This is a genomic window from Pseudomonas sp. NFIX10 (assembly GCF_900111955.1).
Taxonomy (GTDB): Bacteria; Pseudomonadota; Gammaproteobacteria; order Pseudomonadales; family Pseudomonadaceae; genus Aquipseudomonas; species Aquipseudomonas fluorescens_AA.
In genome coordinates this window covers 14,280-39,991 of record NZ_FOKH01000002.1, presented here as the reverse complement: position 1 = coordinate 39,991, position 25,712 = coordinate 14,280, and the positions used below count along the sequence as shown (strand labels likewise).

The window sequence follows — 25,712 nt, the reverse complement described above, 5'->3', positions numbered from 1 at the left end:
CAGACCGCTATCGCGAGCAAGCTCGCTCCCACATTTGGTTTGGGGTTGTTGAAAAACTCTGCTCGTCTATTGAGAACTCTGATTTCCATGCCCCCAACCCAACCCACCGGCCAACCCGCCTACGTCCTCCACAGCCGCGCCTACCGCGAAAGCAGTGCCCTGGTGGACTTCCTCACGCCCCAAGGGCGGCTGCGGGCGGTGCTGCGGGGCGCGCGGGGCAAGGCGGGGACGCTGGCGCGGCCGTTCGTGCCGCTGGAAGTCGAATTTCGCGGGCGGGGCGAGTTGAAGAACGTCGGGCGCATGGAAAGCAACGGCGTCGCCGCCTGGCTCAACGGCGAGGCGTTGTTCAGCGGCTTGTACCTCAATGAACTGCTGATCCGCCTGCTGCCCGCCGAAGATCCCCACCCGGCCGTCTTCGACCATTACGCCGCCACGCTGCTGGCCCTGGCCGAAGGCCGTCCGCTGGAGCCGCTGCTGCGTTCGTTCGAATGGCGGCTGCTGGATGACCTGGGCTACGGTTTCGCCTTGAGCACCGACCTGCACGGCGAGCCCATCGCCGCCGACGGCCTCTACCGTTTGCAAGTGGATGCTGGCCTGGAGCGGGTCTACCTGCTGCAGCCGGGGCTGTTCAACGGCACCGAGCTGCTGGCCATGGCCGAGGCCGACTGGAGTGCGCCGGGCGCCTTGTCGGCGGCCAAGCGTCTGATGCGCCAAGCCCTGGCCGTGCACCTGGGCGGTCGGCCCCTGGTCAGTCGCGAGCTGTTTCGCAAGCCCTGATCAACCCGTATGCTGTGGGCCGACTATCTGTCCCTTCAGGAGCCTTTTTGTGAGCACCAGCAATCGCATTCTTCTCGGCGTGAACATCGACCATGTCGCCACCCTGCGCCAGGCCCGCGGTACGCGCTACCCGGACCCGGTCAAGGCCGCGCTGGACGCGGAAGAGGCGGGTGCCGACGGCATCACCGTGCACCTGCGTGAAGACCGTCGTCACATCCAGGAGCGCGACGTGCTGCTGCTCAAGGACGTGCTGCAAACCCGCATGAACTTCGAAATGGGCGTGACCGAAGAAATGATGGCGTTCGCTGAGCTCATCCGCCCGGCGCATATTTGCCTGGTGCCGGAGACGCGCCAGGAACTGACCACCGAAGGCGGTCTCGACGTAGCGGGGCAGGAATCGCGGATCAGCCTGGCGGTGGAACGCCTGTCGAAGATCGGTGCCGAGGTGTCGCTGTTCATCGATGCCGACGAACGGCAGATCGAAGCGTCCAAGCGGGTCGGCGCCCCGGCCATCGAACTGCACACCGGGCGTTACGCCGATGCCGAAACCCCCACCGAGGTGGCCGACGAGCTGCAGCGGGTCGCCGATGGCGTCGCCTTTGGCCTGGCCCAAGGCTTGATCGTCAACGCCGGCCATGGCCTGCACTACCACAACGTCGAAGCCGTCGCGGCCATCAAGGGCATCAACGAGCTGAACATCGGCCACGCGCTGGTGGCCCATGCGTTGTTCGTCGGGTTCAAGTCGGCGGTGGCGGAGATGAAAGCGCTGATCCTGGCTGCCGCCAAGTCCTGAGCCAGCCACTATCCCCTGTGGGAGCGAGCTTGCTCGCGATAGCGGACTGACAGTCATCAACACCAATGCTGAAGGTCAGGCCCTCATCGCGAGCAAGCTCCGCTCCCACAGAGGACGTGGTGACTTAATTAAAGCTGCGGGGATTCCTGGTTCGGCTTGCTCTTGTCCACGCCCGGCACGTGCAGGTTGCCCTCGGCCACCTGGTCGCCTTCGAGTTGCGGCTGCGTCACCCAGGTCAGGATGTCGTAGTAGCGACGGATGTTCGCCACGAAATGTACGGGCTCGCCGCCCCGGGCGTAGCCGTAGCGGGTCTTGCTGTACCACTGCTTCTGGGACAGGCGCGGCAGGATCTTCTTCACATCCAGCCATTTGTTCGGGTTCAACCCTTCCTTGGCCGCCAGTTTGCGGGCGTCGTCCAGGTGGCCGCTGCCGACGTTGTAGGCAGCCAGGGCGAACCAGGTGCGGTCGGGCTCCTCGATGCTTTCATCCAGTTGGTCCTTCATGTAGGCCAGGTACTTGGCGCCGCCCATGATGCTTTGCTTCGGGTCCAGGCGATTGGATACGCCCATGGCCTGGGCGGTGTTCTGGGTCAGCATCATCAGGCCGCGCACGCCGGTCTTGGACGTGACCGCCGGTTGCCACAGCGACTCCTGGTAGCCGATCGCGGCCAGCAGGCGCCAATCGACTTTTTCCTGCTTGGCGTAGGCCTTGAAGTGCTGTTCGTATTTGGGCAGGCGTTGTTGCAGGTGCTGGGCGAACGTGGTGGCGCCCATGTAGCCGAGGACATCGACGTGGCCGTAGTAGCGGTCCTTGAGGCGTTGCAGCGTGCCGTTCTTCTGCACTTTGTCGAGGTAGTTGTTGATCTCGTTGAGCAGGCTGTTGTCTTCGCCGGGGGCCACGGCCCAACTCTGGCTGCGGGCATCGCCCAGGTCGAAGGCCACGCGCACGTTGGGGAAGTACACCTGGTTCATCGCCACCTCGTTGGAGTCCACCAGGGTCAGGTCGATCTGCCCCTCGTCGACCATGCGCAGCAGGTCGACCACTTCAACCGCGTCGGACTCTTCGTATTCGATGCCGGGGTATTGCTGTTTCAGCTGCGCCAGCTGTTCGGCGTGGCTGCTGCCCTTGAGTACCATGATCTTCTTGCCCGCCAGGGCGGCCGCGTCGGTGGGGCGTGACTGGCCGTTGCGGTAGATGATCTGCGGGGTGACTTCCAGGTAGGCGTGGGAAAACCGCACCTGCTTCTTGCGCTGTTCGCTGCTGACCAGGCCCGCGGCCGCCAATACCGGACCGTTGGGTTTGCCGATCTGGTTGAACAGGTCGTCGAGGTTGTCGGCGGTCTCGATCTTCAGTTCCACCCCCAAATCGTCGGCGAAGCGCTTCACCAGCTCGTATTCGAAGCCGGTTTCACCGTTACGATCCTCAAAGTAGGTGGCGGGGCTGTTTCGGGTAACCACCCGCAGCACGCCATCCTCCTTTACGCGCTCCAGTGTGTTGGGTTTCTCAACACAACCACTGAGCACCAGGAAGAGTCCGGTTGCGATCAGCCATCTGGCATATCGCGGACGCAAAGCCGTTGGGGAAAACATCTGCGCAGTATACGCAAACGGCCCCTACCGCCATATCTCGACAGCAAAAGGCCAGTCTGCTAGCGGTTGCAAAACATGTCCGCAACACCGGCCGGCCGGGGTGTGGCAGGCTTTGCGCCGCTGAAAAATATCTCTGCGCGGACCTTGGCACGGGAGTCCAATACCGTCGTACGCGCAAAGACCGACATTCGGCCAGCACCGTGCGTGCCGTTTCGGGTGCCGTTGCCGGCGGTTTAGGCTAGAATGCACGGCCTCAAAGCACACCCCCTTCCCGAGGCTGTCCCGAAGATGTTGATCCTGCGCGGCGCTCCTGCCCTTTCTGCCTTTCGCCACAGCAAACTCCTTGAGCAACTGAGCCAAAAGGTTCCGGCTGTCAGTGGCTTGTATGCTGAATTCGCTCACTTCGCCGAAGTCACCGGCGGTTTGACCGGCGACGAACAGCAGGTGCTCGCGCGCCTTCTGAAGTACGGCCCCAGTGTTCCTGTCCAGGAGCCGGCCGGTCGCCTGTTCCTGGTGCTGCCGCGTTTCGGCACCATTTCGCCGTGGTCGAGCAAGGCCAGCGACATCGCCCGCAATTGCGGCCTGGCGAAGATCCAGCGCCTGGAGCGCGGCATTGCCTTTTATGTCGCCGGTGAGTTCAGCGAGGCCGAGGCCCAGTTGATCGCCGAAGGCCTGCATGACCGCATGACCCAGGTCGTGCTGGGCAACCTGGAGCAGGCCGCCGGTCTGTTCAGCCACGCCGAACCCAAGCCGCTGACGGCCATCGACGTACTGGGCGGCGGCCGTGCCGCACTGGAAAACGCCAACGCCGAACTGGGCCTGGCCCTGGCCGAAGACGAGATCGATTACCTGGTCAACGCCTTCCAGGGCTTGAAGCGCAACCCGCACGACATCGAACTGATGATGTTCGCCCAGGCCAACTCCGAGCACTGCCGCCACAAGATCTTCAACGCCAGTTGGGACATTGACGGCCAGAGCCAGGAAAAAAGCCTGTTCGGCATGATCAAGAACACCTACCAGATGCACAACGAAGGTGTGCTGTCGGCCTACAAGGACAACGCGGCGGTGATCGTCGGCAATGTTGCCGGTCGCTTCTACCCGAACCCCGAGACCCGCCAGTACGGTGCGGTCCAGGAGCCGGTGCACATCCTGATGAAGGTCGAGACCCACAACCACCCGACCGCCATTGCGCCGTTCCCGGGCGCGTCCACCGGTTCCGGTGGCGAGATCCGCGACGAAGGCGCCACCGGGCGCGGTGCCAAGCCCAAGGCCGGCCTGACCGGCTTCACCGTGTCGAACCTGCAGATCCCAGGCTTCGAGCAGCCGTGGGAAAAGCCCTACGGCAAGCCTGAGCGCATCGTCAACGCCCTCGACATCATGATCGAAGGTCCCCTGGGGGGCGCGGCGTTCAACAACGAATTCGGCCGTCCGGCCCTGACCGGCTACTTCCGTACCTTCGAACAGTCCATCACCACCCCCCGTGGTGAGGAAGTCCGTGGTTACCACAAACCGATCATGCTCGCGGGCGGCATGGGCAACATCCGCGCCGAACACGTGCAGAAAGGCGAGATCCTGGTCGGCTCCAAGCTGATCGTCCTCGGCGGCCCGGCCATGCTGATCGGCCTGGGTGGCGGCGCGGCTTCCTCCATGGCCACCGGCACCAGCTCGGCCGACCTGGACTTCGCTTCGGTCCAGCGGGAAAACCCGGAAATGGAACGCCGTTGCCAGGAAGTCATTGATCGTTGCTGGCAGTTGGGTGAACACAACCCCATCAGCTTCATCCACGACGTCGGCGCGGGCGGCCTGTCCAACGCCTTCCCGGAACTGGTCAACGACGGTGGCCGTGGTGGCCGCTTCGAACTGCGCAACATTCCAAACGACGAGCCGGGCATGGCCCCGCACGAAATCTGGAGCAACGAATCCCAGGAGCGTTACGTCCTGGCGGTCGGCCCGGCCGACTTCGAACGCTTCCAGGCCATTTGCGAGCGCGAACGCTGCCCGTTCGCGGTAGTGGGTGAAGCCACCGCCGAGCCGCAACTGACCGTCACCGACAGCCACTTCGGCAACAGTCCGGTGGACATGCCGTTGGAAGTGCTGCTGGGCAAGGCCCCGCGCATGCACCGTTCGGCGGTTCGCGAAGCGGAGCTGGGGGATGATTTCGATCCGTCCACCCTCGACCTCGGCGAGTCCATCGAGCGCGTGCTGCATCACCCGGCCGTGGCGAGCAAGAGCTTCCTGATCACCATCGGCGACCGCACCATCACCGGCCTCGTGGCCCGTGACCAGATGGTCGGCCCATGGCAGGTGCCGGTGGCCGACGTGGCCGTGACCGCCACCAGCTTCGACGTCTACACCGGCGAAGCCATGGCGATGGGCGAGCGCACGCCGCTGGCGCTGCTGGATGCCCCGGCCTCGGGCCGCATGGCGATCGGCGAGACCCTGACCAACATCGCGGCTTCGCGCATCGGCAAGATTTCCGACATCAAGCTGTCGGCCAACTGGATGTCCGCCGCCGGTCACCCGGGTGAAGACGCCCGCCTGTACGACACCGTCAAGGCTGTCGGCATGGAGCTGTGCCCGGAGCTGGGCATCACCATTCCGGTGGGCAAGGACTCCATGTCCATGGCCACGCGCTGGAACGACGAAGGCGTGGACAAGAGCGTGACGTCGCCGCTGTCGCTGATCGTGACCGGTTTCGCCCCGGTCACCGACATCCGCCAGACCCTGACCCCGCAACTGCGCATGGACAAGGGCACCACCGACCTGATCCTGATCGACCTGGGCCGTGGCCAGAACCGCATGGGCGCCTCGATCCTGGCCCAGGTGCATGGCAAGCTCGGTTCGCAAGCGCCGGACGTCGACGATGCCGAAGACCTGAAGGCGTTCTTCGCCGTCATCCAGGGCCTCAACGCCGACGGTCACCTGCTGGCCTACCATGACCGTTCCGACGGTGGTTTGCTAACCACCGTGGTGGAAATGGCCTTCGCCGGTCACTGTGGCCTGAGCCTGACCCTCGACAGCGTGGCCGAGTCCACGGCTGAAATCCCGGCCATCCTGTTCAACGAAGAACTGGGTGCGGTGATCCAGGTTCGCCAGGACGCCACCCCGGACATCCTCGCCCAGTTCAGCGCCGCCGGCCTGGCCGATTGCGTCTCGGTGATCGGTCAGCCGATCAACAACGCCCACATCAACATCACCTTCAACGGCGACACCGTCTTCGAAGGCCAGCGCAGTCTGTTGCAGCGTCAGTGGGCTGAAACCAGCTACCAGATCCAGCGCCTGCGCGACAACGCCGAGTGCGCCGAGCAGGAGTTCGACGCGCTGCTGGAAGAAGACAACCCGGGCCTGAGCGCCAAGCTCAGCTACGACGTCAACCACGACGTGGCCGCGCCCTACATCAAGAAAGGCATTCGCCCACAAGTGGCGGTCCTGCGCGAGCAGGGCGTCAACGGCCAGGTGGAAATGGCGGCAGCGTTCGACCGCGCCGGTTTCAACGCGATCGACGTGCACATGAGCGACATCCTGGCCGGTCGTGTCGACCTGAACGACTTCAAGGGCATGGTCGCCTGCGGCGGTTTCTCCTACGGCGACGTGCTCGGTGCCGGTGAAGGCTGGGCCAAGTCGGCGCTGTTCAACAGCCGCGCCCGCGATGCGTTCCAAGGCTTCTTCGAACGCACCGATAGCTTCACCCTCGGCGTGTGCAACGGTTGCCAGATGATGTCCAACCTGCACGAGTTGATTCCGGGTAGCGAGTTCTGGCCGCACTTCGTGCGTAACCGCTCCGAGCAGTTCGAAGCGCGCGTGGCGATGGTCCAGGTCCAGGAGTCGAACTCGATCTTCCTGCAAGGCATGGCCGGTTCGCGCATGCCGATCGCCATCGCCCACGGCGAAGGCCACGCGGAATTCGAAAGTGAAGAAGCCTTGCTCGAAGCCGACCTGTCCGGTTGCGTGTCGCTGCGGTTTGTCGACAACCACGGCAAGGTCACCGAAACCTACCCGGCCAACCCGAACGGCTCGCCGCGCGGGATCACCGGCCTGACCAGCCGCGATGGCCGCGTCACGATCATGATGCCGCACCCGGAGCGGGTGTTCCGCGCGGTGCAGAACTCGTGGCGTTCGGACGACTGGAACGAAGACGCGCCCTGGATGCGCATGTTCCGTAACGCCCGTGTCTGGGTGAACTGAGGCGGTGTACAAGCTCTGCTTCTTCGTCCCGGCCAGCCACGTAGATGAGGTCAAAAGCGCCGTATTCGCTGCCGGTGGCGGGCGAATCGGCGACTATGACCACTGTGCCTGGCAAGTGTTGGGCCTGGGCCAGTTCCGCCCTTTGGACGGCAGCCAGCCGTTCATTGGCGAGGCGGGGCAGGTCGAGCAGGTTGAGGAATGGAAAGTCGAGCTTGTGGTGGCCGATGATTTGATCGAAGGGGTGGTGAAGGCTTTGAAGCAGAGCCATCCCTACGAGACGCCGGCCTATGAAGTGTGGCGGTTGGAGGATTTCTGATCCTTCGCGCGTCGAATGAGGAACCCGCTGATTCAATCAGCGGGTTTTTTGTTTAAGAGCTAAAGCCATGCCCGCCAGCGCAAGCCGATTCCCACGTGGGTTCCAGTGGACCCGGAAACTGTGGGAGCGGGCTTGCCCGCGAAGGCGTCGGGTCAGCTTGCATTGGTGTTGCATGTACTGGCCTCTTCGCGAGCAAACCCGCTCCCACACGGGGTCGTCCTGGCCTGTCTACTGATGCCGGTTCTCGAGCCGGCAGGCTTCTTTTTCGATGTCGATGCATTCGACCGGTTCGCCCACACCTTTCTCGAACCGGCGGGCATTCATCAAAAGCCCGCCCTTGATACCGCCGATGAAGGCGAAGGCGCCTGGACGGTTGCCGGTATTCTCCCCTGACAGATCCACCGCCACGCTGTTGGGTCTGACCTCGTACACCCAACCGCCGTTTGCCGCTTCCGTGACTGCCCAGATCTTGGCGTCGCTATAGTCACGAAATGCCACGACGACCGATTGAACGGAAGGAGACTCCGGGCTGCTCGCCCAACGCAAGACCGGTGGTTGCGAGTTTCTTGCCCGTAACCCACTGGCCAGTGCGTCCGCTCCTTGCACAGGGTTGATCCTCGAGGAGCCCACCGCCCAGAGGGATTCCTTGTTTGTCACCCAGGCCAGGCCTTCTGGCGGGGTGATCTTGCCCCAATCGATGGGCGTCGCTGCGACTTCCAGCATCGTCTCGTGACCGGAGGGTTCGCGGTAGTCCGGGTTGGCGACGCAGTCGGACAGATCGGTTTTCTTGCAGGCCTGCTTGATAAAGTGCCCTTTGACCCCGCCGGGGTAGCTGATCTCTTCCTCGCCGATAATAGGCCCCCCCGATTCCTGCTGGTCGATGCCATGGGGGGCCTTGAACTCGAATACCCATTCATTGGCGAAGCTCTGGGCGATACGCTGGCTGCGCGTCGTACTGCTGTAGACCGAGCGCTGGGCCCCGGCCCCGTGCTTGAACCAGTTGTACATCCATGTGTCCTCGGGGAAGGTCACGGATTTGGGCAGCAAGCCGTCCCGGAAGGCCTCGAGGCCTTGATTGGTGGTGTCTCCCCGATAAAGCGTGTCCAGGTCGGTCCGCCAGCGCAATAAGGGTTGGGTCTTGCGGATGTCCACGCTGGAATCCGCCGTGACCTGCAGCCAGGCCTGGTACCAAGGTTCATCCTTCTGCGCCGAGTCCGGGGTCGTTGCCCACGCATTGGGGCTCGCCTGCCAGGTGCCTGCCAATACCATGGCGACAGTCGCCGCCCGTATAAAACCGCTGCTTCTACTCATGATGTGGACACCTCTCCTGAAACGAGGATGCCAATCGAATCACATACTTCATTACGACCTATTCTTCGAATTGACAGTTTAAGTACCGATTTCTCAGTGCCAAGGCAACGCTGGAATGTGCCTCGGTTCACTGCGTGAGAGAGAATAGATGACTGTGGTTGGCTGTAAGATATTATTTTGTAACAAGCATCTCAGTTGGATGCGGTCGCGAATATCAGGTTGTGTTTGTTGGTTGTTACTGGTCGGAATTATCCGTTACCTGTTATTTCTGACAGTTGTTAGCACTTGGTCGATGACCTTTAATCGAGGGTTTTGTCGAGGGATCGCGCTAGATAACTTTTCGGTTGGGTACAGGTTCGGGCTTGATGCAATAAGTACCGGCCTCATCGCGAGCAAGCTCGCTCCCACAAGAGGCAGGTGTCGATCACAGGTTTTGTGAACAACACCCAGCCACTGTGGGAGCGAGCTTGCTCGCGATAAATCGAAAGAAGAATACAAAAATCCCGGTAGAACACGGGGGGCTAGGCCCCGGCATCGACCTTGCGGCCATGCGTCAGGCTATCCAACGCCTGCCATAACCGCGGCGCCTTCTCCCCCAGCAGCAAGTGCCAGACGCCACCCTCCAACAAGCTCATACCCTGACACCCCAACCCTTTGAGCTGGCTTTCCGACAAGCCCTTGTCATCGGCCAGCCGCACCCGTAGCCGGGTCGTCGCCACGCACTCGAGTTGCAGGACGTTGTCCTGGCCTCCGAGGGCGTCCAGCCATTGTTGCGCTTCGGCGCTGGAAAGGGCGGCAGGCGTTGTCGGTGCAGGGGCATTCGGCACCGGCGCGGTGACCGGGCGAAGGGAGGAGGGCATCGCCAGGCGGATTTCATCGGCAATGCTGTCGGCCATCGGCCCCACCACCACTTGCAGGCTCCCGCCGTTACCGGGGCGCACCACGGCCATGGCGCCGAGGGCCTTGAGCTGGGCGTCGGACGCCTTGTTACGGTCCACCATGTCCAGCCGCAAGCGCGTGGTGCAGGCACCGATGGTGATCAGGTTGTCAGCGCCGCCCAAGGCCTGGATGTAGGCCACGGCCCGCTGGTTTTCGGCGATGGCCGGTTTGTCGTCTGCCGGCACCTCTTCACGCCCCGGGGTCTTCAGGTCGAAGCGGCGGATGCAGAAGTCGAACACCAGGTAATAGATTGCCGCGTAGGCCAGGCCCACCGGGACGACCAACCAGCCGTTGGTGGATTTGCCCCAGCCCAGGACCATGTCGATGAAGCCGCCGGAGAAGGTAAAGCCCAGGTGAATGTCCAGCAGATTGGTCACGGCCATCGACACACCGGTGAGTAGCGCGTGGGCCAGGAACAACAGGGGCGCGAGGAACATGAAGGCGAATTCGATCGGCTCGGTGACGCCGGTCAGGAACGAGGTCAGCGCCATGGACAGCAGGATCCCACCCATGACCTTGCGCCGCTGGGGCAAGGCATTGCGGTACATCGCCAGGCACGCGGCGGGCAGGCCGAAGAGCATCACCGGGAACATGCCGGTCATGAACTGGCCGCCCTTGGGGTCGCCGGCGAAATAACGGCTCAGGTCACCGGTGACCACCGCACCGGTGTCGGGGTCGGTGAAACTGCCGAAGATGAACCAGGCCATGTTATTGAGGATGTGGTGCAGGCCGGTAACGATCAGCAATCGGTTGAACACCCCGAACACGAAGGCGCCGAAACTGCCGCTTTCCATCAGCAAGGCGCCGAAACCGTTGATACCCTGCTGGATCGGCGGCCAGATAAGGCCGAACACCACGCCCAGCCCGACGGCGCTGAAGCCGGTGACAATCGGCACGAAGCGCCGGCCACCAAAGAACGCCAGGTACTCCGGCAGCTTGATGTCCTTGAAGCGGTTATACAGCGCGCCCGCCAGCAGGCCGCTGATGATCCCGGCGAGCATGCCCATGTTGATGCTGGCATCGAGCACCTTCAGGGTGGCAATCATCACCAGGTAGCCGATGGCCCCGGCCAGCCCCGCCGTACCGTTGTTGTCCCGGGCGAAGCCCACGGCGATGCCGATGGCGAAGATCATCGCCAGGTTGGCGAAAATCGCCTGGCCGGCATCGTGGATGATGGCGATGTTCAACAGGTCGGTGTCGCCCAGGCGCAGCAACAAGCCGGCGATGGGCAGGATCGCGATGGGCAGCATCAGTGCCCGGCCGAGGCGTTGCAGCCCTTCGATGAAATGCTGGTACATGGCGTCTCTCCCTTTATTGTTCTTCGAAGTGGCTCAGCCCAGGGGCCAGTGTCGATGGCAGGCACGGCGTACCGCGAGTGCGCTGCCCAGGTTCAGCAGTTCGCTGCTCAAGCGAGTGCACTGCGCGGCGTCGAGGTGGCGCACGCGGTCCTTGATTTCGCCGATCTGCGGCGGGCTGACCGACAGTTCGCGTACACCCAGGCCGATCAGTACGGGCGTGGCCAACGGGTCCGAGGCCAGGGCCCCGCACACGCCGACCCAACGCCCATGCCTGGCGGCACCGGCGCAGGTCTGGGCGATCAGCCGCAGCAGCGCGGGGTGCAGGGCATCGACCCGGGCGGCGAGGCCGGCGTGGTCGCGGTCCATGGCCAGGGTGTATTGCGACAGGTCGTTGGTGCCGATGGAGAGGAAATCCGCATGTTCGGCCAATTGTTCGGCCAGCAACGCGGCGGCCGGCACTTCGATCATCACTCCCAATTGCGGGCGTTCGCTCAGGCCCAGTTCGGTGCCAAGGGCATCGAGGCGTTGGCGGATGTGCAGCAGTTCGTCGACTTCGGTGACCATGGGCAACAGGATCCGGCAGCGGTCCAGCGGACGGGTTTGCAGCAAGGCACGCAGTTGCTGGTCGAGCAGATCCGGTCGCACCTGGGCCAGGCGAATGCCGCGCAGGCCCAGTACCGGGTTGGCTTCGGCCGGCAGCGGCAGGTAGTCCAGTTGCTTGTCACCACCGACGTCGATGGTGCGAATGATCACCGGCCTGTCGCCCATGGCATCGAGTACGGCTTGATAGGCCTGGCGCTGCTCTTCTTCGTCGGGGGCGGTGTGGCGGTCGACGAAAAGAAATTCGGTGCGCAGCAAGCCAACGCCATCGGCACCGTTGGCCAAGCTTGCGCCGGCTTCGGCGCTGGAGGCCACGTTAGCGGCGACTTCAACCTCCACGCCATCGACGGTTCGCGCCGGCGTGTGGGCGAGGGTCTGTTGTTGGGCGCGCAGGACTGTGCGTCGGGTCTGTGCTTGCCGCACTTGCGCCAGGCGCTCGGCGGTTGGCGTCAGTTCGAGGCGGCCACCGTCAGCGTCCAGCACCACCGATTGGCCTGGCGCCTGTGCAAGCAGTGCCTTGCCCAGCGCCACCAGGCATGCCAGGCCTTTGCCTCGGGCCAGGATCGCCACATGGGACGTCGCGCCACCCTCGACCATGCACACGCCGGCCACACCTTGGGCGCTGAGTTGCAGCAGGTCTGACGGGGTCAGTTCCTGGGCGGCGACGATGGCGCCCGCTGCGACGTCGAACTGCCAGGCCTCACCCAGCAACACCCGCAGGACCCGTTGGCGCAGGTCGCGCAAATCGTTGGCGCGCTCGGCCAGCAGCGTGCTGCCCAGTTGTTGCAGGACCTGGCATTGGGCATCGATGGAGCGGCTCCAGGCGTGGGGCGCCGCACTGCCTTGTTCGATGAAGAGGTCGGCGGCATCCAGCAGTACCGGGTCCTCCAGCAACGCCAGGTGGGCACTGAAGATCGCCTCTTCATCGCGGTGCCGCCTGGCCCGGGCGTGCTCCAGCGTGAGGTGGATCTCGCCACGGATCTGGGCCAGGGCTTCACTCAGGTGTTGTCGCTGCTCTTCGATGGCATGGCCGCCGATGTCTTCCGGCAATTGAATGCCGCTCAACCGAACCAACGGCCCAGTCACCAGGCCGGGTGCGGCACATACGCCGTGCAACACACCCGCTTCGGCAGTAGCCCGTGGTGGTTCGGGCGGCGGCGCGTTGGCATGGGCCTCTTCCACCAGGGCTGTGGATAAGGTCGCCAGCAAGGCTTGCAGCGCCGCCTCGGCATCGCTGCCCCGGCAACTGACGTGCACGTGCGCCTGTTCGGTGATGGCCAGCCCCATCATGCCCATGACGCTGTCGCAGGAGGCCGACTTGCCGCCGAAATGCAGCTGCGAGCGGCTCTTGAAGCCTTGCGCGGTCTGGCGCACCAGCGCCGCCGGGCGGGCGTGGAGACCGCCGCGATGGGCGATGCGGACCTGGCCGAACACTTCGATGCCGCCATCTGGGTCGTGATGTTCCGCCTGGCCGCCGGCCTTGGCGAGAATGTGCAGCAGCGGCTCGCCGACCTTCACCCCTTCGAGCGTGATGGGCCGTGCCTGGAAACGCTCGCCGTTGGTGATGACCAGCAGGCTGACCAGACTCTTGCAGCGCAGAGCCACTTTATCCACGTCATAACGCAGCAGCGGCTGGCCATGGCTGACCCGTGCACCTTCCTTGACCAGCATGGAAAACCCGTCGCCTTGCAACTCGACCGTATCCAGGCCCAGGTGCAGCAGCAGTTCGGCGCCATTGTCGGCCCGCAGGGTCACGGCGTGGCCGGTGCGGGCGACGTGGATTACTTCAGCGTCGCAGGGCGCGTAGAGGGTATCGTTCAGCGGGTCGATGGCGATCCCATCGCCCATGGCGCCGCTGGCGAACACCGCATCCGGGACATTGGCGAGGGTGAGCACCGGGCCGCTGAGGGGGGCGCTGAGGATCAGCTCTTTATTGTTGTTGGGCATGGGCTCGCTCTCTTCAGGCTCTTGTTTGAAAAGCAGTCGGATCAGTGGGTACGGGTGACCTTGCTCAGGTGCCGTGGCTGGTCCGGGTCCAGGCCTCGGGCCACGGCCAGGCTCGCGGCCATCGCGTAGAAGCTCTGGATCGCCAGGATCGGGTCCAGGGCCGGGTGCTCGGCGCGGCTCAAAGTCAGGTCGCGTTCGACAATGTCATCAGGTGCCGCCAACAGGACTCGGGCACCGCGCTGGCGCATGTCCGCGGCCAGGCTCAACACGCCGGCCTGTTCTGCACCGCGCGGGGCGAACACCAGCAGTGGGTAGTCGTGGTCGATCAGCGCCATGGGCCCATGACGAACTTCGGCACTGCTGAAGGCTTCGGCCTGGATCGCCGAGGTTTCCTTGAACTTGAGCGCTGCTTCCTGGGCGATGGCGAACCCGGCGCCCCGGCCGATCACCATCAACCGCTGACAGTCGCGCAGGGCGTCGACAGCGCTGTGCCAGTCCTGGCGGGCGGCCTCGCGCAGGCCCTCGGGCAGGGCGCCGCCGGCTTCGAGCAACTCTGCGTCGGCTTTCCAGTGGGCCACCAGTCGCGCACTGGCGCTGAGGGTGGCAATGAAACTCTTGGTCGCGGCGACGCTGCTCTCGACGCCGGCACACAGCGGCACGCTGAATTCACAAGCGGCTTCCAGAGGCGAGTCGGGGGCGTTGACCAGGGCCACGCTCAAGGCGCCACGCTTGCGCAACAGGCGCAGGCTGTTCACCAGGTCCGGGCTCTGTCCCGACTGGGAAAACCCGAACGCCACCTGGCCGCTGACCTTCAGCGGCGCCTGTTGCATGGTCACCACCGACATCGGCAGCGAAGCCACCGGGATGCCCAACTGCTGCATGGCCAGGTAAGCGAAATAGCTGGCGGCGTGATCGGAGCTGCCGCGGGCGACAGTCATTGCCACTTGCGGTGGCTGGCGCCGTAGGCGTCCGGCGATTTCCTCGAGGGCCGGGTCCAGTCGCTGCAACTGGCGCTCGACCGCTTCATGGGAGGCCAGGGCCTCTTCAAGCATTTTGGAAGTCAATGGCTTCTCCTTCGACCATCACGTCGGTCAGGGTCAGGGAACGGTCAAGGCGTACGCAGTCGGCCCAGGCGCCGGGTTGCAGGCGACCGCGCTCGGGCAGGCCGAGGTAGTCGGCGGGAAACTGGGACAGACGCTGGGAGGCTTCGGCGATGGGCAGGCCGATTTTCACCAGGTTGCGCAGGGCCTGGTCCATGGTCAGGGTGCTGCCGGCCAGGGTGCCATCGGCCAGGCGCACCCCGCCCAGGCATTTGGTCACGGTGTGGCTGCCCAGCTTGTATTCGCCGTCGGGCATGCCGGCGGCGGCGGTGGAGTCGGTGACGCAGTACAGGCACGGGATCGAACGCAAGGCCACGCGCATCGCACCGGGGTGCACGTGGAGCAAGTCCGGGATCAACTCGGCATATTGCGCATGGGCCAGGGCCGCGCCGACGATGCCCGGCTCGCGGTGATGCAACGGGCTCATGGCGTTGTACAGGTGGGTGAAACTGGTTGCCCCGGCGGCCAACGCCGCGACGCCTTCTTCATAACTGCCCAGGGTATGGCCGATCTGCATGCGCACGCCCCGGGCGCTGAGGGCGCGGATCAAGGCATCGTGACCGGCGATTTCCGGGGCGATGGTAATCACCCGGATCGGCGCCAGGGCCAGGTAGCGCTCCACCTCGGCCAGCAGCGCGGTGTGGGCGAAATTCGGTTGCGCGCCCAGTTTTCCAGGGTTGATGTAAGGGCCTTCCAAGTGCACGCCCAGGACCCGGGCGCCGCCGTTCGGACGCTGTTCACAAAACTCGCCGAGGGCCTGCAGCACGCTGGCGATCTCTTCGCTGGGGGCGGTCATGGTGGTGGCCAAGAGGGCGGTCGTGCCAAAACGCAGGTGGGTGCGGGCGATGGTCTCGAACGCCGCGGCCCCTTGCATGATGTCCTTGCCGCCACCGCCGTGGACGTGCAAGTCGATAAAACCGGGCAGCAGGTAGGGCAGGTCGTTGTTCGCCGGATCGCAGGGCTGGCCTTCAATGGCCACGACTCTACCGTGCTCATGGAGCAGGCGGCCGCGAACCCAGCCGTCACAGGTGAGGATGTTGTCTTCGGACATGGGAATTCTCTGCTCGTCTAGCGCCGCAGCTCTGCGACAAAGTCGTAGTAGTCGTTGCGGCAGTAGGTGTCGGTGACTTCGATGGGGGTGTTGTCTTCCAGGTAGCCGACCCGGGTCATCAGCAGCATCGCGGTACCGGGGGCGATGCCCACCAGGGCGGCGAATTCATCCGAGGCGTTGATGGCTTGGATGTGTTGCAGGGCGCGCACCACTGGCTTGCCGATGCTGTCGAGAAATGCGTAGAGGGAGTCGCCCACCGCTTGCGGCTTGGGAATGAGGCTGGCGGGCAGGGTGCTCATCTCGATGGCCATGACCGTGTCGTCGGCTTTGCGCAAACGCTTGAGCCGCGCGACCTTGTCGGTGGGCGACAGGCCCAGGCGGATCAGTTCTTCGTGGGTGGGCGGGGTGATTTCCCGCTCCAGCCATTGGGAACCCGGCACAAAACCCTTGAGCCGCAGCATTTCGCTGAAGCCGCTGAGGCGTGACAGCGGCTGTTCCAGGCGCGGGGTGATAAAGGTGCCCGAGCCCTGGTTGCGGCGGATCAAGCCTTGTTCGAACAGCACCTCCAAGGCCTTGCGCGCGGTGACCCGGGAAATGCCCAGTTGCTCGCTCAAGCTGCGCTCGGACGGCATCGCCTGCTCGGCTTTCCACTGGCCGGCATGAATCGCCGTCTCCAGGTTACGCGCCAATTGCAGGTACAGCGGCGTGGGTTGGGTGTCGTCAGGGCGCAGGGCCAGGATGTCGTTCATAGGGTGTCCGATGCGGTTGTCGAGGTGTTGTCGCTCGGTAAGTGGGGTGGAAGCTAATACCACTTGAATACCATGTCAACGCCGCTTGCCTGGGTTCTGGAGGTGTTGTTAGAGGGTTTTATCGGGGTGGGATTTAAGTGGTATTAGGGGGAGGGGATTCGAACGCAAAGATCTTCAACTGCGACAACGCCTACCGGATGAACTGGTATTCATCTGTAGGTAATTTCTGAAGATGGGATCTTTTGATTTTATTTTTCGATGCTGACAGGCGGTCGTCCGAGACTACCCGGGCTGACGCGCTGTTGTGGCGAGGGAGCTTGCTCCCGCTAGGGCGCGAAGCGGCCTCAAAACCTGACAACCCGGTGTGTCAGGAAAATTGAGTTGTCTGCTTTGGGGCTGCTGCGCAGCCCAGCGGGGATAAATCCCCTCGCCACAGATAAATTCCCTCACCACAAGGGCTACGGACGAATTTCGATCATCGTGCCATCCGGCACCAGGTTCCAGACTTCGCGCATGTCCACGTTGCGCATGGCGATGCAGCCATCGGTCCAGTCCAGCGTATGGAACAGCTGTTCAGGGTTTTCTTCCGAATCAGGCGTGCCGTGGATCATGATCATGCCTCCCGGCTCCACGCCTTCACGGCGGGCGCGGGCGGCGTCGCTGATATTGGGGTAGGAAATGTGCATCGACAGGTAGAAGCGGTCACTGGTCTTGCGCCAGTCGATCCAGTAGAAACCCTCGGGGGTGCGCTTGTCGCCCTCGATCAGCTTGGGGCCTTTCTTGGCGCCCTTGCCCAGGGAAATGCGATAGGTCTTGAGCGGCTTGCCGTCGTTGATCAATTGCAATTGATGGGCGGACTTGAGCACCAGCACTTTTTCGATGACCTTGCCGTTGTAGGTTCCCACCGCGGCGGCCTGGGACACAGCGGTGAACGACAAGCAGAACAGGACAAGCAACCAGCGCATTGAAACGATATCCCTAGAGGTGTCGCGGCTATATTCGATTGGTTTTTTCAGGTGTTGGCCGGCTGGGCCAGCGGCGGGATCGATTCGGATCGCACCGGGTAATCCTCCGCCCGGCGGTCGGCATAGAAATATTCCAGGGTGCGGCCCACTGTACGGAAAGCCAGCTCGTCCCAGGGAATGTCCGCTTCTTCGAACAACTTCACTTCCAGGCTCTCGGGCCCGGCGGCGAAGTCCTCGTCCACCAGTTCGGCGCGGAAGAATACATGTACCTGGCTGATATGCGGTACGTCAATCAGTGTATAGATGCTCAAGTTTCGCACCCGGGCGCAAGCTTCTTCGGCGGTTTCGCGCACGGCGGCCTGCTCGACCGTCTCGCCGTTCTCCATGAAGCCCGCCGGCAGCGTCCAGTAGCCGCGTCGCGGTTCGATGGCGCGTCGGCACAACAACACCTTGCTGCCCCAGGTCGGTACGCAACCAGCGACGATGTTGGGGTTCTGGTAGTGGATGGTGTGGCAGGTGTCGCAAACGAAGCGCAGGCGCGAGTCGCCTTCGGGTATGCGCTGGGTCACCGGGTTACCGCACTGGCTACAGAATTTCATGCTTGGGTTCCTGAATGCTGCGCCTATCTTGGCGTGCGTGGGCCAGTGCGGCAAGTTGTCGTTTCGCGACACGACGCGGTGCGGGGGTTGGGCCGCTTGAATGATTGGTGCATGATGCAAGGTAGCGAATGAATCGAGAAGTCTCATGCTGGACGAGCTACTGCATCGAGTAAGCAACCACACCCCACGCGACCTGCAGGCCGACCGACGTTTCCCTGAAGCCGCGGTACTGGTGCCGATCACCCGCAGTGACGAACCGGAATTGGTACTGACCCTGCGCGCCAGCGGGCTATCGACCCATGGCGGCGAAGTGGCGTTTCCCGGCGGGCGTCGCGACCCGGAAGACCCGGACCTGATCTTCACCGCCCTGCGCGAAGCCGAGGAAGAAATCGGCCTGCCCCCCGGCCTGGTGGAAGTGATCGGCCCTCTCAGCCCGTTGATCTCGCTGCATGGCATCAAGGTCACGCCGTATGTCGGGGTGATTCCGGACTACGTCGAATACCAGGCCAACGATGCCGAGATCGCGGCGGTATTCAGCGTGCCGCTGGAGTTTTTCCGCAAGGATCCACGCGAACACACGCACCGGATCGATTACCAGGGCCGCAGTTGGTATGTGCCCAGCTATCGGTTTGGCGAGTACAAGATCTGGGGGCTGACGGCGATCATGATCGTCGAACTGGTCAACCTGCTGTACGACGCCGAGATCGACCTGCACACCCCGCCAAAGAGTTTCATCAATACCTGATGCCCCGAGGATTCCCATGAAATACCGCCTGGGCGATGCCCGTGTCGACACCCACCCACAGAGCTGGGTCGCACCCAACGCCACGCTGGTGGGCAAGGTCCGCCTCGAAGAAGGCGCCAATGTCTGGTTCAACGCCGTGCTGCGCGGCGACAACGAGCTGATCCTGATCGGCAAGGACAGCAACGTGCAGGACGGTACGGTGATGCACACCGACATGGGGTATCCACTGACCATCGGCACCGGCGTGACCATCGGCCATAACGCCATGCTCCATGGCTGTACGGTGGGCGACTACAGCCTCATCGGCATCAACGCAGTGATCCTCAACGGCGCGAAGATCGGCAAGCACTGCATCATCGGCGCGAATTCACTGATCGGCGAAAACAAAGAGATTCCCGACGGCTCGCTGGTGATGGGCTCGCCCGGCAAGGTGGTGCGTGAATTGACCGAAGCCCAGAAGAACATGCTCGTGGCCAGCGCGGCGCACTATGTGCACAATTCCCAGCGCTATGCCCGCGACCTGGCCGAGCAGGAACCATGAGCGCCCCTGAACGCCCGGTGCCTTCGCCCTGCGTGAACATCTGCGCGCTGGACGATGACGACATCTGCACCGGCTGCCAGCGCACCGTGGCGGAAATCACCCGGTGGAGCCGGATGGACAACGACGAACGCCGCGGGGTCCTGGCGTTGTGTCATGAACGGGCCAAGGCCAGTGGGTTGGTGTGGATGTTGCCGGCCAGGCGGTGATGTCGGAGATGGAACACAACCCCTTGTGGGAGCGAGCTTGCTCGCGATGGCGGAGGCACATTCAACAGTGTCTCGCGCTGACCACCGCTATCGCGAGCAAGCTCGCTCCCACAGGGGATCATGGTGTTTGCTTGAATCCCACCCACCGATCCAACCCCACCACCCCCAACGCAATCCCGACAAATCCCGCCAGTATCCCCCCGGCATTGATGAACACCTGTGGATAACCCAGACTCGCCACGTCGATGAAAGGGTAGGGGTAGGCCGCCAGTAAATCCCCCCGCAGCAGGACATAGGCGAAGTAGACCAAGGGATAGATCATCCACAGCCCGATGTGGCCCAGGCGCAAGCGGCCTTTGGGCACCCACCGCCACCAATAGCCGATGTAGAGCAAGGGCACCACGTCATGCAGTAATTCGTCGGCCACGAACTGCCAGCCTTCGGGTTGCCAGAGGTGGCGCAGCAGCAGGTTGTAGGCCAGGCTGACCAGGGCGATGCTCACGGCGACGCCGCTGCGTACGCTGGGCTGCAGGAACCAGCGGCGGGCCGGGGCTGGACGAGGGGGCAGCTCCCAGGTCAGGACCACCGCCACCCACAGGTTGGTCAGCACCGTGAAGAAACTGAAGAAACTCACCAACCCGCCCAGCAGGCTCGCCCCCAGTTCCCAACGACCCAGCAGGATCAGATACAGCTGGATGCTCAACCCCGCCCAGGCCAGCAGCGCCGTGACCGACACGAAGCGCTGGCGCAGGGTGAGGCCAGGACCTCTATCCATCCCCACGGCGGCTCAGACCGGCCGTTTGGTGCGCATCAACTTGATGTACAGGCGCTCGACTTTCTCCCGCGCCCAAGGGGTCTTGCGCAAGAAGGTCAGGCTCGACTTGATGCTCGGGTCGCTTTTGAAGCAGCGGATATCGATGCGTTCAGCCAGGCCCGACCATTCGTAGTGCTGCACGAGGGCGTTGAGGATCTGCTCCAGCGTCACGCCGTGCAGCGGGTTGTTGTTGGGTTCGGTCATGGGAGGCCTTTGCGCAAAAAAGGGTAAAGCCGCGCACCTTAGCCGAGGTGCCCTCGTGGTGGAAGCATAGCCTTCATCGTGGGGCTCCAGGGCCAGGCGCACTGTTACCAAATCCGAGATGATCCATGTCAACAAAAGCCCTTTCTCAATCTGTAACAGAACATTATCCTTGCCGCTTGCTGAAACGCTTCTTGCTGTGTGCCAGAGCTGTCGAGCTATCCCCGATGCTCTGCCTTCAATCTTAAAAGACAGCGCTATCTCTACATCTGCGGCGAACTGCTTTTCTGTGGGAGCGGGCTTGCTCGCGAAGGCGTCGTGCCAGTCAACGATGAGGTCGACTGACCCACCGCCTTCGCGAACAAGCCCGCTCCCACCTCGTTTCTTCGCAATATCCGGACACTTTTAACTGAACCATGCCCCCAAAGGATCGTCATCTACAGTGAAACTTTGCGCGGGCCTCCTTAAAACATCACGGAGAATCACACTATGAGCACTGAGGGTGCTTTGAGTCGAAGCCGTCTGCTTCCGAGCCTGCTCGGCATTCTGCTTCTATTGATGGGCCTGGCCCTGCTGGCCGGGGGTGTCAAGCTGAGCACGCTGGGCGGCTCACTGTATTACCTGCTGGCCGGTATCGGCCTGGCGCTGACCGGCGTGCTGCTGATCATGGCCCGCCGCGCGGCCCTGGGCCTGTACGCATTGGTGCTGTTCGCCAGCACCGTGTGGGCGCTGTGGGAAGTTGGCCTGGACTGGTGGCAACTGGTGCCGCGTCTGGCGCTGCTGTTTGCCCTGGGCATCGTCATGTTGCTGCCGTGGTTCCGCCGCCCGCTGTTGACCGCCGACGCCTCGGCCATGGGTACCCGTGCGTTGGGCGCCGCCGTGGTCATCGCCGGTATCGCCGCGCTTGCCAGTCAGTTCACCAACCCGGGTGAGATCAAGGGCCAGCTGGACCGCGACAGCGTGCCAGGCATGACCAACACCGCACCGGCCATGCCGGACGGCGACTGGAATTCCTACGGGCGCAGCGCCCACGGCGACCGCTATTCGCCACTGGCGCAGATCACCCCCGAGAACGTCAGCAAGCTGAAAGAAGCCTGGACCTACCGCACCGGCGACCTGCCAGGGCCGAACGACCCGGGTGAAACCACCGCCGAGAACACCCCGCTGAAGGTCAACGGCATGCTTTATGTGTGCACGCCTCACAGCCAGGTGATTGCCCTGGAGCCTGAAACCGGCAAGGAAATCTGGCGTTTCGATCCGAAGCTTTCCACGCAAAAAGCGGAAAACTTCAAGGGTTGGGCCCACATGACCTGCCGTGGTGTGACCTACCACGATGACGCCGTCTACGCTTCCGCCGAGCAGAGCCCCACCGGCACCGCCAGCACCACACCGGCCAGTACCGTGTGCCCACGGCGGATTTTCCTGCCGACCGCCGACACCCGCCTGATCGCCCTCAACGCCGACACCGGCAAGATGTGCGAAGACTTCGGCGACAAGGGCCAAGTCGACCTGAGCGCCAACATCGGCGGCTTCACGGCCGGCGGTTACTACTCCACCTCGCCACCGGCGGTCACCCAGAACCTGGTGGTGATCGGCGGCCACGTCACCGACAACGTCTCCACCGACGAACCAAGCGGTGTGATCCGTGCCTACGACGTGCACACCGGCAAGCTGGTATGGAACTGGGACAGCGGCAACCCGGACGACACCACGCCGATTGCCGAGGGCCAGACCTACACCCGCAACTCGCCGAACATGTGGTCCATGTTCAGCGTCGATGAAAAACTCGGCATGCTTTACCTGCCGATGGGCAACCAGACCCCCGACCAGTTCGGTGGCCTGCGTACCCCGGAATCGGAAAAGTATTCCGCTGGCCTGACCGCCCTGGACATTGCCACCGGCAAGGTGCGTTGGTACTTCCAGTTCACCCACCACGACCTCTGGGACATGGACGTCGGCGGTCAACCGACGCTGATGGACATGAAGACCGCCGATGGCGTGAAACCCGCCGTCCTGGCGTCGACCAAGCAGGGCAGCATCTACGTGCTGGACCGCAGCAATGGTCAGCCGATCGTGCCGATCAAGGAAATCCCGGTGCCGCAAGGCGCGGTGGAGGGCGACCACACCTCGCCGACCCAACCGATGTCCGACCTGAACTTCGTGCCGCCGGTCCTCAAGGAACGCGACATGTGGGGCGTGACCCCGTTCGACCAAATGTTGTGCCGGATCGACTTCAAGTCGCTGCGCTATGACGGCATGTTCACCCCACCGTCGCTGCAAGGTTCGATCGTCTACCCGGGCAACTTCGGCGTATTCGACTGGGGCGGCATTTCGGTGGACCCGGTGCGCCAGATCGCTTTCGTCAACCCGAGCTACATGGCGTTCAAGTCGAAGCTGGTGCCAGCGGCGGAAGTGGCCGGTGGGCCGGGTCGCAAGAGCGAAACCGAAGGCGTACAGCCGAACAAAGGCGCGCCGTATGGCGTGATCCTCGAAGCGCTGCTCTCGCCGATGGGCCTGCCTTGCCAGGCGCCTGCCTGGGGTTATGTCGCGGCGGTGGACCTGACCAACAACAAGACCCTGTGGAAACACAAGAACGGCACCGTGCGCGACAGCTCGCCAGTACCGATCCCGCTGAGCATGGGTGTTCCGAGCCTGGGGGGCACGTTCACCACCGGCAGCGGCCTGGCGTTCCTCAGCGGTACGCTGGACCAGTACCTGCGTGCCTATGACGTGAAAAACGGCAAGCAGCTGTGGGAAGGTCGCCTGCCCGCCGGTGCCCAGACCACGCCGATGACCTACACCGGCAAGGACGGCAAGCAATACGTGCTGGTCGTTGCCGGTGGTCATGGCTCCCTGGGGACCAAGCAGGGTGATTATGTGATTGCCTACAAGCTGCCGGATTAAGCAAAACCGGCACTCATGAAAAAGGCGACACCTTTGCGGGTGTCGCCTTTTTTTGTGCCAATTTCACTCAGGTTGAGGCTGTATCCGGTTTTTGTGGCGAGGGGATAAATCCCCTCGCCACAGATAAATCCCTCACTACAGGGGGGCTGTACCCCGCCCAGTTTTACAACTCGATCTTCACCGCCTGGGAAGCCCGGGTTGCCTTGGCACGGGCCGCTTCGATGGATTCATCGCGGGCCAGGGCCACGCCCAGGCGGCGCTGGCCGTTGACTTCCGGTTTGCCGAACAGGCGCAGCGCGGTGTCCGGTTCGCTCAGGGCCACGCCCAGGTTGGCGAACGCGGTCTGGGTCGATTGGCCTTCCACCAGGATCACCGCCGACGCCGACGGGCCGAACTGGCGGATCAGCGGGATCGGCAGGCCGAGAATGGCGCGGGCGTGCAAGGCGAACTGCGACAGGTCCTGGGAAATCAACGTCACCAGGCCGGTGTCGTGAGGGCGTGGCGAGACTTCGCTGAACCACACCTGATCACCCTTGATGAACAGCTCGACGCCAAACAGGCCACGGCCACCCAGGGCCTCGGTCACCGCCTTGGCTACGCGCTCGGATTCGGCCAGGGCCGCCGGGCTCATGGCCTGGGGTTGCCAGGATTCCTGGTAGTCGCCTTTTTCCTGACGGTGGCCGACCGGTGCGCAGAAGGTGGTGCCGCCCACGTGACGTACGGTGAGCAAGGTGATTTCGTAGTCGAAATCGATAAAGCCCTCGATGATGACCCGGCCCTTGCCGGCGCGGCCGCCTTCCTGGGCGTAGTCCCAGGCTTTCTGCACGTCATCGCTGCCGCGCAGCAGGCTCTGGCCCTTGCCCGAGGAACTCATTACCGGCTTGACCACGCAGGGGAAGCCCAGGGTTTCCACGGCCTTGCGGTAGTCTTCGACGGTGTCGGCGAAGAAATACGGCGAAGTCGGCAGGCCCAGCTCTTCGGCGGCCAGGCGACGGATACCTTCACGGTTCATGGTCAGTTGCGCGGCGCGTGCGGTGGGGATCACGGTAAAGCCTTCGGCCTCCAGTTCCACCAGGGTGGCGGTGGCGATGGCTTCGATTTCCGGCACGATGAAGTGCGGCTTCTCGGCCTCGATCACCGCACGCAGGGCGGCGCCGTCGAGCATGTTGATCACATGGCTGCGGTGGGCCACTTGCATGGCCGGCGCGTTGGCGTAGCGATCCACGGCAATCACCTCGATGCCCAGGCGCTGCAGCTCGATTACCACTTCCTTGCCCAGCTCGCCGCTGCCACACAACAAAACGCGGGTCGCGGTGGGCGACAATGGGGTTCCGATACGGGTCATCTGAAGGTCCTCAAACAGGAGCGGATCATCGCGGGTTGCGCGCCGGGCGAGCTTCCCATGGGGAGAAAGCGCGGCATTTTACATGAACCGCGGGGTTTGGCTTCAGGTGGCGACGGGTTGCTTGCGCAAACGCCAGGCCATGATCAGCCAGACGGCCGTGACCCCGGCGAATTTCGAGGCCAGGGCGGTGATCACCACGCCTGGCGTCAGGGCATCGATCAGGCCGAAGAAAATGAAGGTGTCGAGGGGAATGCTCAGGGCTGAACTGATCCACAGCCGATCATGGAGCGGGCGCTTGGTGATCGTGAACACCAGCCAGTCGATGCACTCGGACACGGCGAATGCCGTGGCGCTGGCCAGGGCGATGGTCGGGTCCGAAGTGACGTAGGACAACACCAGCGCCGCCAGCATCGCCACGATGGCGCCATGGCCGAAACGGGTCTGCACCATGTCCCGCAGGATAAACACCAGCCCGCCCCAGGCCGACCAGATGATGTCCAGGTGCGGCGCGGCGGAAAACGCGAAGTTGATCAGCACGACGCTGGCGATGTAGGCGAGCAGAAAAAGCATGGGACGGAGTCTCTGGGGGAGGTCGGTAAAGCGCTCCAGGACAACGATAGCCCTTATGGTAAGGGCCATTTATCTGTGGAGAGGTACTTATCTGTGGCGAGGGGATAAATCCCCTCGCCACAGGGGGCTGTGTTTTCCGGGGGACAGGGTAGTTCAGCCGCCGCCGG

At 63.4% G+C, this 25,712-nt stretch carries 21 protein-coding genes; 8 read left to right on the top strand and 13 right to left on the bottom strand.

From position 1 onward, the window contains the following. Positions 1-87: 87 nt before the first annotated feature. Both recO and pdxJ read left to right on the top strand, forming a co-directional pair. The gene (recO, locus tag BM321_RS02020; protein ID WP_092441364.1) at positions 88-777 is read left to right on the top strand and encodes a DNA repair protein RecO; all 690 of its coding nucleotides are present in this window, start codon (positions 88-90) and stop codon (positions 775-777) included. A 49-nt stretch (positions 778-826) separates the two neighbouring features. Further along, positions 827-1,570: a pyridoxine 5'-phosphate synthase gene (gene pdxJ, locus BM321_RS02015; protein ID WP_060740813.1), complete on the top strand. Its 744-nt coding sequence runs from the start codon at positions 827-829 to the stop codon at positions 1,568-1,570. Between the two features lie 128 nt (positions 1,571-1,698). On the opposite strand, the gene mltF is transcribed toward pdxJ, so the two are convergent. Beyond that, positions 1,699-3,159: a membrane-bound lytic murein transglycosylase MltF gene (mltF, locus tag BM321_RS02010; RefSeq protein WP_092441363.1), complete on the bottom strand. Its 1,461-nt coding sequence runs from the start codon at positions 3,157-3,159 to the stop codon at positions 1,699-1,701. Positions 3,160-3,447: 288 nt separating this feature from the next. On the opposite strand from mltF, the gene purL reads away from it, so the two are divergent. Both purL and BM321_RS02000 read left to right on the top strand, forming a co-directional pair. Continuing rightward, the gene (purL, locus tag BM321_RS02005; protein WP_092331964.1) at positions 3,448-7,344 is read left to right on the top strand and encodes a phosphoribosylformylglycinamidine synthase; all 3,897 of its coding nucleotides are present in this window, start codon (positions 3,448-3,450) and stop codon (positions 7,342-7,344) included. Between the two features lie 4 nt (positions 7,345-7,348). Next, positions 7,349-7,660, top strand: coding sequence for a YqfO family protein (locus BM321_RS02000; RefSeq protein ID WP_092441362.1), 312 nt, complete (start codon positions 7,349-7,351; stop codon positions 7,658-7,660). Between the two features lie 228 nt (positions 7,661-7,888). On the opposite strand, the gene BM321_RS01990 is transcribed toward BM321_RS02000, so the two are convergent. From BM321_RS01990 to BM321_RS01955, 8 genes are all read right to left on the bottom strand, one after another. Then, on the bottom strand, positions 7,889-8,971 hold the full coding sequence (locus BM321_RS01990) for a scabin-related ADP-ribosyltransferase (RefSeq protein ID WP_139230438.1): 1,083 nt from the start codon (positions 8,969-8,971) through the stop codon (positions 7,889-7,891). Between the two features lie 521 nt (positions 8,972-9,492). Beyond that, positions 9,493-11,208, bottom strand: a complete 1,716-nt coding sequence (gene nagE, locus BM321_RS01985; RefSeq protein WP_092441359.1) for an N-acetylglucosamine-specific PTS transporter subunit IIBC — start codon at positions 11,206-11,208, stop codon at positions 9,493-9,495. A gap of 33 nt (positions 11,209-11,241) precedes the next feature. Next, the gene (gene ptsP / locus BM321_RS01980) at positions 11,242-13,755 is read right to left on the bottom strand and encodes a phosphoenolpyruvate--protein phosphotransferase (RefSeq protein ID WP_092441358.1); all 2,514 of its coding nucleotides are present in this window, start codon (positions 13,753-13,755) and stop codon (positions 11,242-11,244) included. A 41-nt stretch (positions 13,756-13,796) separates the two neighbouring features. Next, positions 13,797-14,819, bottom strand: a complete 1,023-nt coding sequence (locus BM321_RS01975; protein WP_092441357.1) for an SIS domain-containing protein — start codon at positions 14,817-14,819, stop codon at positions 13,797-13,799. Beyond that, positions 14,800-15,906, bottom strand: a complete 1,107-nt coding sequence (nagA, locus tag BM321_RS01970; RefSeq protein ID WP_092441356.1) for an N-acetylglucosamine-6-phosphate deacetylase — start codon at positions 15,904-15,906, stop codon at positions 14,800-14,802. The genes BM321_RS01975 and nagA overlap by 20 nt, the downstream gene beginning before the upstream one ends. A 17-nt stretch (positions 15,907-15,923) precedes the next feature. Next, positions 15,924-16,655 carry a GntR family transcriptional regulator gene (locus BM321_RS01965; RefSeq protein WP_092441355.1) on the bottom strand — a complete coding sequence of 244 codons (732 nt, stop codon included), beginning with the start codon at positions 16,653-16,655 and terminating at the stop codon, positions 15,924-15,926. A gap of 458 nt (positions 16,656-17,113) precedes the next feature. Beyond that, positions 17,114-17,620 (bottom strand): L,D-transpeptidase family protein, encoded by a 507-nt coding sequence (locus tag BM321_RS01960; protein ID WP_072409000.1) that lies wholly within the window; start codon positions 17,618-17,620, stop codon positions 17,114-17,116. 47 nt (positions 17,621-17,667) lie between these two features. Beyond that, positions 17,668-18,219 carry an NUDIX hydrolase gene (locus BM321_RS01955; RefSeq protein ID WP_092205380.1) on the bottom strand — a complete coding sequence of 184 codons (552 nt, stop codon included), beginning with the start codon at positions 18,217-18,219 and terminating at the stop codon, positions 17,668-17,670. 145 nt (positions 18,220-18,364) lie between these two features. Here BM321_RS01955 and BM321_RS01950 point away from each other — a divergent pair, with 145 nt between their 5' ends. Genes BM321_RS01950 through BM321_RS01940 form a run of 3 tightly spaced genes read left to right on the top strand, consistent with a single transcriptional unit; the run spans position 18,365 to position 19,711 of the window. Then, entirely contained in the window at positions 18,365-18,964 is a 600-nt protein-coding gene (locus BM321_RS01950; RefSeq protein ID WP_072409002.1) for a CoA pyrophosphatase, read from the top strand. Between the two features lie 16 nt (positions 18,965-18,980). Further along, entirely contained in the window at positions 18,981-19,505 is a 525-nt protein-coding gene (locus BM321_RS01945; protein WP_072409004.1) for a gamma carbonic anhydrase family protein, read from the top strand. Continuing rightward, a complete protein-coding gene (locus tag BM321_RS01940; RefSeq protein ID WP_024619283.1) occupies positions 19,502-19,711 on the top strand; it encodes a DUF1289 domain-containing protein in 210 nt (69 codons plus the stop codon). Before BM321_RS01945 ends, BM321_RS01940 begins: the two co-directional genes overlap by 4 nt. A gap of 118 nt (positions 19,712-19,829) precedes the next feature. On the opposite strand, the gene BM321_RS01935 is transcribed toward BM321_RS01940, so the two are convergent. Continuing rightward, complete coding sequence (locus tag BM321_RS01935) at positions 19,830-20,486, bottom strand: Pr6Pr family membrane protein (RefSeq protein WP_092441354.1); 657 nt, start codon at positions 20,484-20,486, stop codon at positions 19,830-19,832. Positions 20,487-20,498: 12 nt separating this feature from the next. Then, complete coding sequence (locus BM321_RS01930) at positions 20,499-20,729, bottom strand: VF530 family protein (RefSeq protein WP_003205228.1); 231 nt, start codon at positions 20,727-20,729, stop codon at positions 20,499-20,501. Positions 20,730-21,215: 486 nt separating this feature from the next. On the opposite strand from BM321_RS01930, the gene BM321_RS01925 reads away from it, so the two are divergent. Further along, positions 21,216-23,630 carry a glucose/quinate/shikimate family membrane-bound PQQ-dependent dehydrogenase gene (locus tag BM321_RS01925; RefSeq protein ID WP_092441353.1) on the top strand — a complete coding sequence of 805 codons (2,415 nt, stop codon included), beginning with the start codon at positions 21,216-21,218 and terminating at the stop codon, positions 23,628-23,630. A 163-nt stretch (positions 23,631-23,793) separates the two neighbouring features. On the opposite strand, the gene purT is transcribed toward BM321_RS01925, so the two are convergent. Both purT and BM321_RS01915 read right to left on the bottom strand, forming a co-directional pair. Further along, a complete protein-coding gene (purT, locus tag BM321_RS01920; protein WP_092441352.1) occupies positions 23,794-24,975 on the bottom strand; it encodes a formate-dependent phosphoribosylglycinamide formyltransferase in 1,182 nt (393 codons plus the stop codon). Positions 24,976-25,077: 102 nt separating this feature from the next. Continuing rightward, positions 25,078-25,545 carry a preQ0 transporter gene (locus BM321_RS01915; RefSeq protein ID WP_092441351.1) on the bottom strand — a complete coding sequence of 156 codons (468 nt, stop codon included), beginning with the start codon at positions 25,543-25,545 and terminating at the stop codon, positions 25,078-25,080. Positions 25,546-25,712: the final 167 nt, after the last annotated feature.